The organism is Microbulbifer sp. YPW1, from assembly GCF_013367775.1.
Taxonomy (GTDB): Bacteria; Pseudomonadota; Gammaproteobacteria; order Pseudomonadales; family Cellvibrionaceae; genus Microbulbifer.
Map to the genome: position 1 here is coordinate 3,147,463 of NZ_CP055157.1, position 13,113 is coordinate 3,160,575.

At 56.7% G+C, this 13,113-nt stretch carries 11 protein-coding genes; 6 read left to right on the forward strand and 5 right to left on the reverse strand.

What is annotated here, in order from left to right; translation table 11 throughout:
• The first annotated feature begins 78 nt into the window (after positions 1–78).
• From thiC to HUW35_RS12860, 6 genes are all read left to right on the forward strand, one after another.
• Positions 79–2,004 (forward strand): phosphomethylpyrimidine synthase ThiC, encoded by a 1,926-nt coding sequence (thiC, locus tag HUW35_RS12835; RefSeq protein WP_255463278.1) that lies wholly within the window; start codon positions 79–81, stop codon positions 2,002–2,004.
• A gap of 187 nt (positions 2,005–2,191) precedes the next feature.
• Positions 2,192–3,277: a glycine oxidase ThiO gene (gene thiO / locus HUW35_RS12840; protein WP_181252681.1), complete on the forward strand. Its 1,086-nt coding sequence runs from the start codon at positions 2,192–2,194 to the stop codon at positions 3,275–3,277.
• Entirely contained in the window at positions 3,277–3,477 is a 201-nt protein-coding gene (gene thiS, locus HUW35_RS12845; protein ID WP_181252682.1) for a sulfur carrier protein ThiS, read from the forward strand. The genes thiO and thiS overlap by 1 nt, the downstream gene beginning before the upstream one ends.
• On the forward strand, positions 3,478–4,287 hold the full coding sequence (locus tag HUW35_RS12850) for a thiazole synthase (protein ID WP_219932561.1): 810 nt from the start codon (positions 3,478–3,480) through the stop codon (positions 4,285–4,287).
• A complete protein-coding gene (gene thiE, locus HUW35_RS12855; protein WP_181252683.1) occupies positions 4,284–5,864 on the forward strand; it encodes a thiamine phosphate synthase in 1,581 nt (526 codons plus the stop codon). The genes HUW35_RS12850 and thiE overlap by 4 nt, the downstream gene beginning before the upstream one ends.
• A 13-nt stretch (positions 5,865–5,877) precedes the next feature.
• Positions 5,878–6,648 (forward strand): HesA/MoeB/ThiF family protein, encoded by a 771-nt coding sequence (locus tag HUW35_RS12860; RefSeq protein ID WP_181252684.1) that lies wholly within the window; start codon positions 5,878–5,880, stop codon positions 6,646–6,648.
• Between the two features lie 64 nt (positions 6,649–6,712).
• Here the strand turns inward: HUW35_RS12860 and HUW35_RS12865 are convergent, their stop codons facing one another.
• The 5 genes from HUW35_RS12865 to HUW35_RS12885 all read right to left on the reverse strand — a co-directional run bounded on the left by HUW35_RS12865 (position 6,713) and on the right by HUW35_RS12885 (position 12,473).
• The gene (locus HUW35_RS12865; protein WP_181252685.1) at positions 6,713–7,537 is read right to left on the reverse strand and encodes a type IV pili methyl-accepting chemotaxis transducer N-terminal domain-containing protein; all 825 of its coding nucleotides are present in this window, start codon (positions 7,535–7,537) and stop codon (positions 6,713–6,715) included.
• 106 nt (positions 7,538–7,643) lie between these two features.
• Positions 7,644–8,888 carry an alginate export family protein gene (locus HUW35_RS12870; protein ID WP_181252686.1) on the reverse strand — a complete coding sequence of 415 codons (1,245 nt, stop codon included), beginning with the start codon at positions 8,886–8,888 and terminating at the stop codon, positions 7,644–7,646.
• 132 nt (positions 8,889–9,020) lie between these two features.
• Positions 9,021–9,908, reverse strand: coding sequence for an ABC transporter ATP-binding protein (locus HUW35_RS12875; RefSeq protein ID WP_181252687.1), 888 nt, complete (start codon positions 9,906–9,908; stop codon positions 9,021–9,023).
• A gap of 71 nt (positions 9,909–9,979) precedes the next feature.
• Positions 9,980–10,972, reverse strand: coding sequence for an ABC transporter permease (locus HUW35_RS12880; protein ID WP_181252688.1), 993 nt, complete (start codon positions 10,970–10,972; stop codon positions 9,980–9,982).
• 118 nt (positions 10,973–11,090) lie between these two features.
• On the reverse strand, positions 11,091–12,473 hold the full coding sequence (locus tag HUW35_RS12885; RefSeq protein WP_181252689.1) for a CmpA/NrtA family ABC transporter substrate-binding protein: 1,383 nt from the start codon (positions 12,471–12,473) through the stop codon (positions 11,091–11,093).
• Positions 12,474–13,113: the final 640 nt, after the last annotated feature.

Sequence of the window (13,113 nt, forward strand, 5' to 3'; positions counted from 1 at the left end):
ACCTCTACCGCACCCCCGGCAATCCATTCACGGAACCATTTATGGAAAATGCGTCAGGAAACGACGCAAGGGGTCAGTATGTCTCAAGTCGCAGAACCGCAGAACAAAGCCAGCAAAAGCAGCCGCAGTGCCCAGCGCGACAGCGCCAAAGATTTTCTGGATAACCTCACCGCCCAGCAATTCCCCAACTCCCGCAAAGTTTATCTACAAGGTGAACATCCGGGCGTAAACGTGGGCGTGCGTGAAATCTGCCTCGGCCAGAGCCTTGTCGGTGGCGATGAAAACAACCCCGTATTTGAACCCAACGAACCGCTCCAGGTTTACGATACCGCTGGCCCATATTCTGATCCGGACTACAAACCCAACGTCCGCGATGGTCTGCCCAAACTGCGTCAACAGTGGATCGAAGCCCGCGGCGACAGTGAAATCCTTGAAACCCGTCAGGCCGCATACAGCCAGAAACGTATGGCGGATCAGGGACTCGACCATATCCGTTTCGACAACCTGCCCGCACCACGCAAAGCGAAAGCGGGCAAAAACGTCACCCAGATGCACTACGCCCGTCAGGGTATCATCACCCCGGAAATGGAATTTATCGCCATCCGCGAAAACATGGGTCGCGCCGCACTTGCCGAACAACTGAGCGATGCGGATTATAAAAAGGCCCGTGAAGGCATCTATATTCCGCCGAAAATCACCCCGGAATTCGTGCGCCGCGAAGTGGCCGAAGGCCGCGCGATTATTCCCGCGAATATCAACCACACAGAACTGGAGCCGATGATTATCGGCCGCAATTTCCTGTGTAAAGTGAACTCGAATATCGGCAACTCTGCGGTAACCTCCTCGATTGAAGAGGAAGTCGAAAAACTGGTGTGGTCCATCAAATGGGGCGGCGATACCGTCATGGATCTGTCCACCGGCCAGAATATCCACGAGACCCGCGAGTGGATCCTGCGCAACTCTCCGGTACCTATTGGCACCGTGCCGATTTACCAGGCCCTGGAAAAAGTTGACGGCATTGCCGAAGACCTCAACTGGGAAGTCTTCCGCGATACCCTGATTGAACAGGCAGAGCAGGGCGTGGACTACTTCACCATCCACGCTGGCGTACTTCTGCGCTATGTCCCGCTCACCGCCAAGCGCGTCACCGGAATCGTCTCCCGCGGTGGTTCCATCATGGCCAAATGGTGCCTCGCACATCACAAGGAGAACTTCCTCTACACGCACTTCGAGGACATTTGTGAAATTCTCAAAGCCTACGATGTCAGCTTCTCCCTGGGCGACGGCCTGCGCCCCGGCTGTATCGCCGACGCCAACGACGAAGCCCAGTTCGGCGAACTGCACACCCTCGGTGAACTCACTGAAATCGCCTGGAAGCACGACGTACAGACCATGATCGAAGGCCCCGGCCACGTGCCCATGCACAAGATCAAGGAAAACATGGACGAGCAGCTGGAACACTGCCACGGCGCCCCGTTCTATACCCTCGGCCCGTTGACCACCGACATCGCTCCCGGCTACGACCACATCACCTCCGGCATCGGCGCCGCCATGATCGGCAGTATGGGCTGCGCCATGCTGTGTTACGTCACGCCCAAAGAACACCTCGGGCTGCCGAACAAGGAAGACGTCAAGGAAGGCCTCATGGCCTACAAAATTGCCGCCCACGCTGCCGACCTGGCCAAAGGCCACCCACGTGCCTACAAGCGCGATGACGCTCTGTCCAAAGCCCGCTTCGAATTCCGCTGGGAAGACCAGTTCAACCTCGGCCTCGACCCCGAACGCGCACGCATGTATCACGATGAAACCCTGCCGAAGGAATCCGGCAAGGTCGCCCACTTCTGCTCCATGTGCGGGCCGAAATTCTGCTCGATGAAAATTACTCAGGATGTGCGTGACTATTCCCGAAAACTAGAGGCAGCGAAGCAGGAAGCGGAGCAGGGTATGGAAGAAATGTCCATCAAGTTCAAAGAACTAGGCGCAGAGATTTATCACAAGGGGTAACCCCGAACCGATAGAAAGCGCAGCGTCAAAAGCGAAGGCAGCGATGCGGGTAAGCCTTTGCCAGACCTTCTGCGAGAGGGACCTCGCAGAAGAGTCCCCCATGGATGGGTTCACGGTGTGTCTGGCAAAGGCTTACCCGTAGCGCTGCCGCCCTAATTTAGCCGACAACGAACCCCGGAACTATGCTGTGGCACAAGCCGAACTAAACATCGCAATAGCAGGCGCCGGCCTGATGGGCCGTCTCCTAGCCTGGCGACTTTCCGAAAAAAGCCATCGGATTACATTGTTCGAATCCGGCAGCCTGGAAACTCCTGGGGGCGCTTGCCACACCGCTGCCGGCATGATCTCCCCGCTTTCGGAGCTGTTCCATTGCCCGCTGCCCATCTACGAGCTGGGCATGCAAAGCCTGCAACACTGGCCCCAGTGGGTAAAGCAACTGGAACACCAAACCGGAAGCCAGGTCGACTACCGCCAATCCGGCAGCGTCCTTATCGCCCACCCTCAGGACCGCAACGAACTTCTGCAATTCCAGCAGGAACTCAACGCAAAACTCGGGAGAGAAAGCGGCGGGCAACTGCAGTGGCTGGATAACCCCGCCCTGCGAAACCTGGAGCCGGAACTGGAACGCTTCGATCAGGGGCTGTTTCTCGCCAGCGAAGCCGACATAGACAACAGAAAACTGCTCCCCGCACTGTTGCAAGCACTCAAGCAAAATCACGTTCAACTCCGTGAAAATACCCCCGCAGAGTGCTGCCCCGGAAAAATAGAGAGCGCCGGCGGCTCAGAGTCATTCGACCTGGTCATTGACACCCGCGGACTCGGCGCCCGCAGCCAGATCCAGGGACTGCGCGGCGTGCGCGGTGAAGTCATGGTCGTGGAAACACCGGAGGTGCAACTTCAGCGACCGGTGCGACTGCTGCATCCAAGATACCAGCTCTACGCCGTGCCCAGAGCAAACAACCGCACCGTTATCGGCGCCACCGAAATCGAAAGCGATGACCTCTCGCCGATCTCCCTGCGTTCCACCATGGAGCTCTCCAGCGCCCTCTACTCGATCCATCCTGCGTTCGCCGAAGCGCGGGTTATCGAGACCCGCGTCAACTGTCGTCCTGCCACCATGGATAACTTGCCCGTAGTGGAAAGCGAGTCAGGCCTTATCTGCGTCAACGGACTGTTCCGCCACGGCTATTTGCTGGCGCCGGCACTGGTGCAAAAAGCGGAAAGCGAAATCGGAAAGCAGACTCAAACTTTAGCCACAGCACAGGTGACCTGATGCAATTACTGGTCAACGGTGAAACCGTCACCGCAAATCAAGGCGATACCGTCGCCGCAATACTGGAACAACTGGGCTATAGCGGCGAGACCTTCGCCGTCGCCTGCAACGGCGACTTTGTGCCGCGAGGTACCTACGATGAAGCCCGACTCAAACCCGGCGACCGCCTCGATATCGTTGCCCCGGTTGTCGGAGGCTGAATGATGGAAAAACTGAAACTCTACGGTAAAGAATTCCACAGCCGCCTTCTGGTGGGCACTGCGCTATACCCGTCACCGGCGATCATGCGCGAAGCCGTGGCGGCCTCCGGTGCGGAAATTATTACCCTGTCCCTGCGGCGCCAGAGCCCGGAACAACAGCAGGGGAAAATGCTCTGGGACTATATCCGCGCGTCCGGCTGTCAGTTGTTGCCCAATACCGCGGGCTGCAAAACCCCGAAGGAGGTCATCGCACTGGCAGAGATGAGTCGGGAAATCTTCGCAACCGACTGGCTAAAGCTGGAAGTGATCGGCGATGACTACAACCTGCAGCCCGACCCCTACGGTCTGGTGGAAGCCGCGCGGGAGCTGGTCAAGCGGGGCTTCAAGGTTTTGCCTTACTGCACCGACGATCTGGTGGTATGCCGTAAATTGCTGGATATAGGCTGCGAGGTACTGATGCCCTGGGGATCGCCCATTGGCACCGGTCGCGGATTGATGAACAAGTACAACCTGCAGACTCTGCGCGAGCGATTGCCGGATACGCCACTGATCATCGACGCGGGAATCGGCGCACCTTCGCAGGCGGCGGAGGCCATGGAGATGGGCTTTGATGCGGTGCTGTTGAACACCGCTATCGCCAAGGCTCAGAACCCGGTACTGATGGCCGAGGCGTTCAGGCTCGCCATCGAGTCCGGCCACGCGGCGCGCAAGGCGGGCCTGATGCTGAAGCGCCAGACCGCAAGCCCCAGTACCCCCACGCTGGATATGCCCTTCTGGCAGCAGACCGTCAGCGATGGAGAAAAGGCATGAGCGCAGTCAAACCGGCGCGTCCGGTTGTGCGTAAACCGATTGTCTGGACGATTGCCGGCAGCGACTCCGGTGGCGGTGCCGGCATCCAGGCCGATCTTCTGACCATGCACGATCTCGGTGTCCATGGCTGTAGCGCGATTACCGCCAATACCGCGCAGAACACACTCGGAGTGCCCGCAATCAATGCCGTTTCCGATGAGGTTTTGCAGTCGCAGCTCAATGCATTGTGTGAAGATCTGAAACCCGCGGCGATCAAAATTGGCCTGCTGGCCAATGCGGGGCAGGTCAAACTGGTGGCCAAGTTTCTGCGTGCACTGAAGGCGCAGGGTGCGCAAATACCGGTGGTCTATGATCCGGTAGCGGTGGCCACCAGCGGCGCGCGACTTACCGAAGACAGTACCGGCGCCGCGGTTTTGAACGAGCTTTTACCCCTGTGCGACCTGATAACCCCCAACACTGAGGAGCTGGCGTGGCTAGCTGATGTCAGTGCGGAGACAGTGCTGGGAAGCGCTGAGTCTATTGTGGCTGCTGCACGACGAGTGCGCGGTGATTGCGAGAGTGCACTGCTGGTTACCGGTGGCCATTTTGAAATAGAACCAGGCACCACCGCTGACCTGCTTTGTCGCGGTCGCGACGACACGGTGACGGAAGACTGGTTAATCGGGCAGAAAATTGATACTCGCAACACCCACGGTACCGGTTGCACCCTGTCGTCAGCCATCGCAGCACTGCTTGCTCAGGGTTACCCGCTGCAGGACGCCTGTGTGGTGGCTAATGCCTACGTGCGATATGGACTGCGGCTGGGCACTGGCGAACACATCGGCGCAGGCCCGGGCCCGGTAGGGCACTGCGGGTGGCCGCAGGAATTGCGGGATTTCCCGGAGGTACTGGCAAAAGGGAGTGAGCGGGCTAAGCGCTACGGCTACCATTCCCAACAGCTGGCGGAGCGATATGCCGCTGAGTTTGCCCAGCCCGACAGTAATCGGTTGGGACTCTATCCGGTGGTGGACTCGGTTGAATGGATTGAACGACTGGCAAAAGCCGGTGTGCGCACGCTGCAGCTGCGCATCAAGAATCCCGGAGATGACCTTCGCCGGCAGATCGAGCGAGCCGTTGCCATCGGCCGCGATTACAACCTGCGTCTGTTTATCAATGATTACTGGCAACTGGCGATTGAGTGTGGTGCCTACGGTGTGCACCTTGGTCAGGAGGACCTGCAGAGCGCGGACCTGAATGCGATCCAGGCTGCTGGGCTGAAACTTGGCATCAGCACCCACGGTTTCTTCGAGTTGCTGTACGCCTACCAGTTTCGTCCCAGCTACCTCGCCATCGGCGCCATCTACGCCACCAATACCAAGGATATGAGTGACCAGTTGCAGGGGCCCGAGAAGCTCGCCCGTATGGCGGCGCTGTTGCCTGACTATCCACTGGTCGCCATTGGAGGGATCAATCTCCAGCGTGCCCCGCTGGTTGCGGCGAGCGGGGTGGGGAGTATTGCCGTGGTCACGGCAATTACCAAAGCACCGGATTACCGCGAAGCTGTGGCACAATTGGCGACTGTATTAGAGTCCCACTGACCGGAGTGCCGTCATGTTGAGCCGTAAACAGCTGCAGCGCTACAGCCGCCAGATCATGTTGTCCCAGATTGGAGAATCCGGTCAGCAAAAACTGGCCGGGGCAAAAGTGATGATTGTGGGGCTCGGCGGCCTGGGCAGTCCCGCGGCGTTATACCTCGCTGCGGCGGGCGTCGGTGAGCTGCACCTGGTGGATGGCGATCGGGTGGAAATATCCAACCTGCAGCGCCAGGTACTCTACAAAACCAATCACCGGGACAAGGAAAAGGCACAGGTCGCCGCCCAGCAATTGACGGCGGCCAACCCCGAAATCCGGATTCACGCCCACTGTCAGATGGCGGATACGGCGTGGTTGACGGCGCAATTACCCGAGCTGGGAATCGACCTGGTGCTGGATTGCACAGATAACCTGGATATCCGTCACGTCATCAATCGCGTCTGCCGGGAAGTGCGGGTGCCGGTGGTAATGGCTTCGGTGCGCGGCTTTTCCGGACAGCTGGTAAGCTTTGATTTCCGCGCGGAGGGCGGCCCCTGCTACGCCTGCCTGTTCCCGCCACAGCTGCGCGACAGCGATCTGCCGGAAGTGGAGAACTGTTCCACCGTGGGTGTGATCGGGCCAGCGCTGGGGATGATGGGCAGTGCTCAGGCACTGGAAGCGATCAAGCTGCTGGTCGGCCTGCCGTTGTCCAGCCTGAATCGGTTGCAACTATTCGAGGCTGAGAGTCTCGAGTGGCGGGCACTGGCTCTACCGGTAAACAGCGCTTGCCCGGTTTGTGGTCAGAAGTAACTTTTTAGGGGCTCAGGAGAGAGCCCCTTATTGCGGCGGCACGTTATTCGGCGCAGATCAGTTATCAGCGCGCCGCCAGCTCCACGGCATTCAATAGTTCCGCGTACTGACCGGTAATCACATTCATATTGCGCAGCATGATATCGGTGGTGCCGGTTATCACATGAATCTGGCGCGCCTCTGACATATGCATCTCTCCGTCAAACCCGCGGCTGGCATAACTCAGGTGTCCCCGTGTTTTGAGCAGGTTGCGGGTAATTTCCGGGGTATTCAGCGGACTGTCCATTAAAAACGCCAGCATCTGCTCGAACTCAGCAAGATCCTCGTATAACAGCTTGCTGCCATCGCTGCCCGCTACTCCCCAGAACTGCGCCACGTAGTTTTTGGCAATTCGCTGGGACAGCATACGCTGCCGCCCGGCAACATTTACCAGTTCGGCACTGCTGTGGTGGGCTAGCGCCTGCAGGCGCATTACATAGGTATGCGCTGCGGGGAGCAGGGTATTGCTGCGTTTGAACAGCTCCGCTGCGGTAAATTTACTCACAGGTTGCCGCGCGATCGCTGAAAAATCCTGCCACTCCTGCTGTACCAGTTTGAGTGTACTGCGCACCGGTGCAGCGGCTTCGAACGCAGCAAGCTGATTCAGGTTGCGTTCAAATTCCGCCATCGAGCGCTCGAACACCTGCTGGTGCTTTTCGGCTTCTGGCTGTATGCCTCTGAGAATATAGGATTGGGTGATTCGCTGGGAGAGCATCCGTTGGCGACCGGCGATATTGATGGCATCGCCCATATTGAACCCGGGGGTTACCGATGGGGTGTCTTCAGCGGCAACAGCCATGTTCAACGGAAGCAGTAGAAGCAGCAGTATCAGGGCAAAGGTGTGTTTCATCTTTACATTCCTGAAATTGAAAATGGGAGGGAAAAATCCCCGGCCTTGCGGCCGGGTAAGACTCAACGAGTGGGTTGGGGTACTTCTGTGTATCCTGTGAGCAGGATCAGAATTGCGCTGCCGCAGTGAGCCAGAGCTTGTTGGTGTCAACGCTGAAGTCATCTGCGGTGTAGTTGCTGTACTTCATGCTGAGATTGACCCCGGCGAGTTTGCCTGCAACCAGAAACCCGGCTTCGCTGCCGAGCTTGTCCATGCCGGATACGCCGCTGTCATCAGAACTGAGCTGGTGATAGTTGAGTGCAAACTTGACGCCGCCCAGATTGGTGCCGACCGTCAGGTAAACATCTTCAATACCACCGACAATATTGCCGGTGCCGCCGCCGAGAAATTTATCGCTCCAACCCTGGAACTTATGCAGCGTCGCCAGGGGAGTAATGAATTGTCCATCTGCACCATCCGCGCCCAGCAGCTCGTAGCCCGCTGCGAGTGTCACTGCACCAAGTTTGTAAGCGCCTTCAGCCAGCAGGTAATCGGCGTCGTAATCCGCCGGGTTGTTGGCCGCAGAAGACTGGGTAGCATATTCCAGCGCATAGCTCAGGGCCTCCTGACTACCGGCGAAGCGGACACCGTAGGTATCGGTGGAGAAAGCCGCGGCATCCTCATTGTCAATCAGGTAGGCGTAGCCACTCAGGGCACCGGCGGACAGGCCTGCGTATTTTGCATTCAGCAGATAGGTGTCATTGGTGTGGTCGCCAATGGGACTGTCTTCACCGAAGATACGATTGACGTTGTGTACGTGTGCCAGGAACAGGGTGGTGTCGGCAATGCTGGTATTACTTGCACTAAATCCGTCGTACGTCTGTTCGTTCTGGCGGAAACCGACACCGCCAACAAAACGTTGGTTGTCCAACAGAATTCGCTGACGTCCGTATTTAAACGTGGTGGCACCGGCAGTGTAGGCCAGATAAGCCTGGTTGACTTCGGTTCCTTCGGGGTCGCCGATGCCACCTTCAAAATCGGTGATATGTGTAACGTCGTCCATTTCGATCAGAGTGCTAAAGCCCTGATAAGCGGCAGAAGAGTAAGTGAGCCGCGTCTGAAGGCTGGTCAAGTCCACGTCGTTACCATCTACGTCGACCATCTCGGTACGCGCACGGAAGCCGAGAGTGGCTTCACCCTGGGCGAGGGCTTCGCCGAAGCTGGTTACTGCGGGCGCTTCGGTTTCCGTCATTTCCTGCGCAAAGGCCGGTGCGGTTACCGTTGCGGCACTCAGGGTGCTTACAGCGAGTGCGAGTGTACGGCGTTGAACTGCGGATTGGAGAGCGGTTGTCAGAAGGTTCTGGCTTTTCATGTTGTTTTCCTTTTTCAGAGAATCGTGTAGTTCCTTTCGCCCCTTGCCCAGTTTTTTGGGCGCAGGGGCCCCTGTCGACAGCGTTGACCCACTGTCGGTCAGGCAATTCGGTTTACTATTTTATGCGGTAATTCAGGCTGCGTTATCAACAGTTTCCGGTACGCTCGTTTTGTTTTTCGACGTCGCGGAGGAAGAGGTTTCGGTTTTCTGGGGTTTGGACTTTGTTGTCGGAACATCGGGTTTACTGTGACGTTCGTGCAGGAACTTCAGCACTTTGGCCCGGTACTGGTTGTAAAGCTGGTCATCGGCCAGCTCTAGTCGATGCCGTGGTCGCTCGAGGTTTACGTCAAGGATTTCGCCAATAGTAGCGGCGGGGCCATTGGTCATCATCACGATGCGGTCAGAGAGCAAGACTGCTTCGTCCACGTCGTGGGTAATCATGATCACGGTGTTATTCAGCTCGGCCTGGATCTCCATCAGGGAATCCTGCATATGTGCCCGGGTGAGTGCGTCCAAAGCACCGAAGGGCTCATCCATCAGCAGCACTTTGGGCTGCATGGCGAGCGCGCGCGCGATGCCGACCCGTTGCTTCATACCACCGCTGATTTCCCCGGGACGCTTGTGCATGGCATGGCTCATGTGCACCAGTTCCAGGTTGTGCTCGATCCACTGGCGCATCTCCGCTTTGGATTTACTTTTACCAAAGACCTGCTTTACCGCCAGCTCGACATTTTCGTACGCCGTGAGCCAGGGCAGCAGGGAGTGGTTCTGAAAAACCACGGCACGTTCCGGGCCCGGTTCAGTCACTTCCTTACCATTAAGAATGACGCCGCCACGGGTTGCCTGGTAGAGCCCCGCAACCACATTCAGCACGGTGGATTTACCGCAGCCCGAATGACCTATTAGGGATACGAATTCACCCTGCTGAATTTTCAGGTCGACATCCCGAAGGGCTGTGAAAGGTCCCTTGGGAGTGGGGAATTCCATATCGATATGACTGATATCCAGAAGTACACTCATTGTCTCGATCTCCACAAATTTAATTCGGTTACTGTGCTGGTTTCTGCATGAAAAGTTTGCTGATCTCGTCGCTACTGTGCGGCGGAGTTGTCCCAGGAAACCAGCTTCTGTAGTGCCAGCATGCCCCGGTCCAGCAGAAAGCCAATAAATCCGATCACCAGTACCGCGGCCATAATGCGCGCGAGTGAATCGGAGCTACCGTTCTGAAATTCATCCCAGACAAATTTTCCGAGTCCCGGGTTTTGTGCAAGCATTTCCGCCGCGATCAGTACCATCCAGGCCACGCCCAGAGAAAGACGCATGCCGGTGAAAATCATCGGTACCGAGGCAGGTAGTACGATTTTCTGTACATGTCGCAGTGCCGGGAGACGCAGTACCTTGCTCACATTCACCAGATCGTTATCAATGCCCGCGACGCCTACGGCAGTATTGATCACCATGGGCCACAGGCAGCACAGAGTGACGGTAATCATCGAGTTGAGAAATGATTTGGCCACCATCGGTTCCGGGGTGGTGTACACGGCGGAAACTACCATGGTCACCAGCGGTAGCCAGGCCAGGGGGGACACCGGCTTGAATATCTGTACGATAGGATTCACGGCGCTGTTCAGGGTTTTGCTCAGGCCAACCGCTATACCCAATGGAATGGCAATGGCAACGGCTAACAGGAACCCACTCATGACCGTGATCAGGCTGGTAAAGATCTGGTCAATAAAGGTTTCCTTGCCGGTATAGTCGCGGATTTTGGGAACATAAGAGGGATCTTCGGCAACACGCTTTGCATTGCGTACTTCCTGGCGTTCGTAAAAGGCGTGCTCTTTTTCCCGCGAGCGCTGGTGTTCACTGTAGAGCGCATCGAACTGTTCCATCACTGCAGAGGGGCCGGGGAATTTTCCCAAAGAGGTATCGATTTTCTGTGCGGTGACAGACCACAAAAGCAGAAAGGCAAGGATGCCAGCCAGCGGCAGCGCCACCAGGCGAACGGCATTACTCAGCCAAACACTGTTCAGTTGTGGCAACCTGAAACCATAAAACTTTCCGGTATTCACAGTAGTGGTGTTCATCTTCTGTTACCTCGGCACTCTGAATGAGTGGATTCGTTGAGTTTCCAAATCGTTTTTGATTTTCATCTTTCGATGTGAACCGGGGCTCGGCTGGCGAGCCCGGTTCGCTCCAGGTCGATCAGAGCTTCTGGCCGGACTTCAGGCCGATGGAAAACTTGTCGATATATTCGTTGGGTTTCTGGCCGTTGTAGACGATGCCGTCAATAAAGTGTGTCTGCGGATCGCGGAAGCCGTCTTCGGTGGCAAAGTCGGGGAACTGTTCCGGCTTGGCCAACTTCTCTGCGATCAAAGACTTTGCGGCGGCCTCGTAGATATCCGGGCGGTAAACCTTGGAGGCGAGTTCCTTGTACCAGGTGTCCGGCTTGTCTTCGGAAATCTGGCCCCAGCGACGCATCTGGGTGAGATACCAGATGGCATCGGAGTAGTAGGGGTAGGTGGCGTTATAGCGGAAGAAAACATTGAAATCCGGTACTTCGCGCTTGTCACCTTTTTCGTACTCGAAGGTGCCGGTCATGCTGTTGGCGATGACATCGTAGTCGGCACCGACATAATTGGATTGCGACAGGATCTTCACCGCCTCCGGACGGTTGGCGTTGTTATTCTCGTCCAGCCACATGGCGGCGCGGATCAGGGCGCGGGTAATACGCACCGTGGTGTTAGGGTATTTCTCGGCGAACTCTTTGGTTATGCCGAAAACCTTTTCCGGATTGTCTTTCCAGATTTCGTAATCGGTAACCACTGGAACACCGATATCCTTGAATACCGCCTGTTGGTTCCAGGGCTCACCCACGCAGTAGCCGTAAATGGTGCCGGCTTCCAGTGTCGCGGGCATCTGCGGGGGCGGGGTAACAGACAGCAGCGCGTCTGCATCGATCTGGCCAGAGATATCTCCCTTGTGCGGCGCGTAGTAGCCGGGGTGAATGCCTCCGGCAGCCAGCCAGTACCGCAGTTCGTAGTTGTGCGTGGATACCGGGAACACCATACCCATATTGAACGGCTTACCATCCGCCTTGTATTTTTCCACTACAGGCTTGAGTGCATCGGCCTTGATCGGGTGCACCGGGCGCCCATCTTCCATCTTCGGAATATTCGGCTTCATCTGCTCCCAGATAGTGTTGGAAACCGTGATGCCGTTACCGTTCAGGTCCATGGAGAAAGGCGTGATGATGTCGGCCTTGGTGCCGAAGCCCATGGTGGCTGCGATCGGCTGGCCCGCCAGCATATGCGCGCCGTCGAGGCGACCGTCGATAACGCCATCCAGCAGGACTTTCCAGTTGGCCTGCGCTTCGATAGTGACGTACAGGCCCTCGTCTTCGAAGAACCCTTTTTCATAGGCGATGGCAATGGGAGCCATATCAGTGAGTTTGATAAAGCCGAACGTCAGCTCTTCTTTTTCGGGGTAGCCGAGGTCCTCTGCGTTGACTGAAACTGTTCCCGAGGAGAATCCCACGGCCAGTGCCAGCGAAGCGGCAAGTTTCTTGAAGGGCTTTTTCCATTGCATGGTTATTGTGCTCCTGGTCTTTTTTAAGTTTTCAGTTTTGTTAGTTCGAAAAATCTGGGCCAAAAAAAACGCCCACCGATGACCTGCCTCCAGGGACAGGATCGGTGAGCGCCTCTGCTCAAGGGCATCGCATTACGATGCCGGTCTGATTGTTATTCGGGCAACAGGTTGCCCGCTTGTTCAACGGAAATGAGGTGCCGGAATTGGCGAATCATTTCACTACGGAAATTTAGTTCCGCACTTACTGAGGGCATTGCAGGCTCTATGCCAACTTTTTCATCGGAGATAAGTATGGGGGCCGCGTGGGGCGCAGAGATGTACACGGTATGGCGGTTGCTATGTAGTTAGGCAGGGTGACGTAACTTATTGTATTTAAAAAGTTTTTGCATGTGTCCTGGCAAGGAAGTGTTCCTGGCTGGCATTCATCTAGCCGCTGCGACGGGAGAAGTAAGTGAGGTTGGAAGGCGCGCCAGGGGTGTGTCGAGCTGCGATTTTGAGCGCTTCGCTGCGGTGTTAACTCGGCATCAATAGGGCTCTAATGTGGTGCCGATGGAATAATCTTGGTGCACTTGAAAAATCGGGCCGGGCGCTTTCGGTGCGAACCGGCGGGGTGATTTGGTGCATGCGCTTTAAAAGCGGG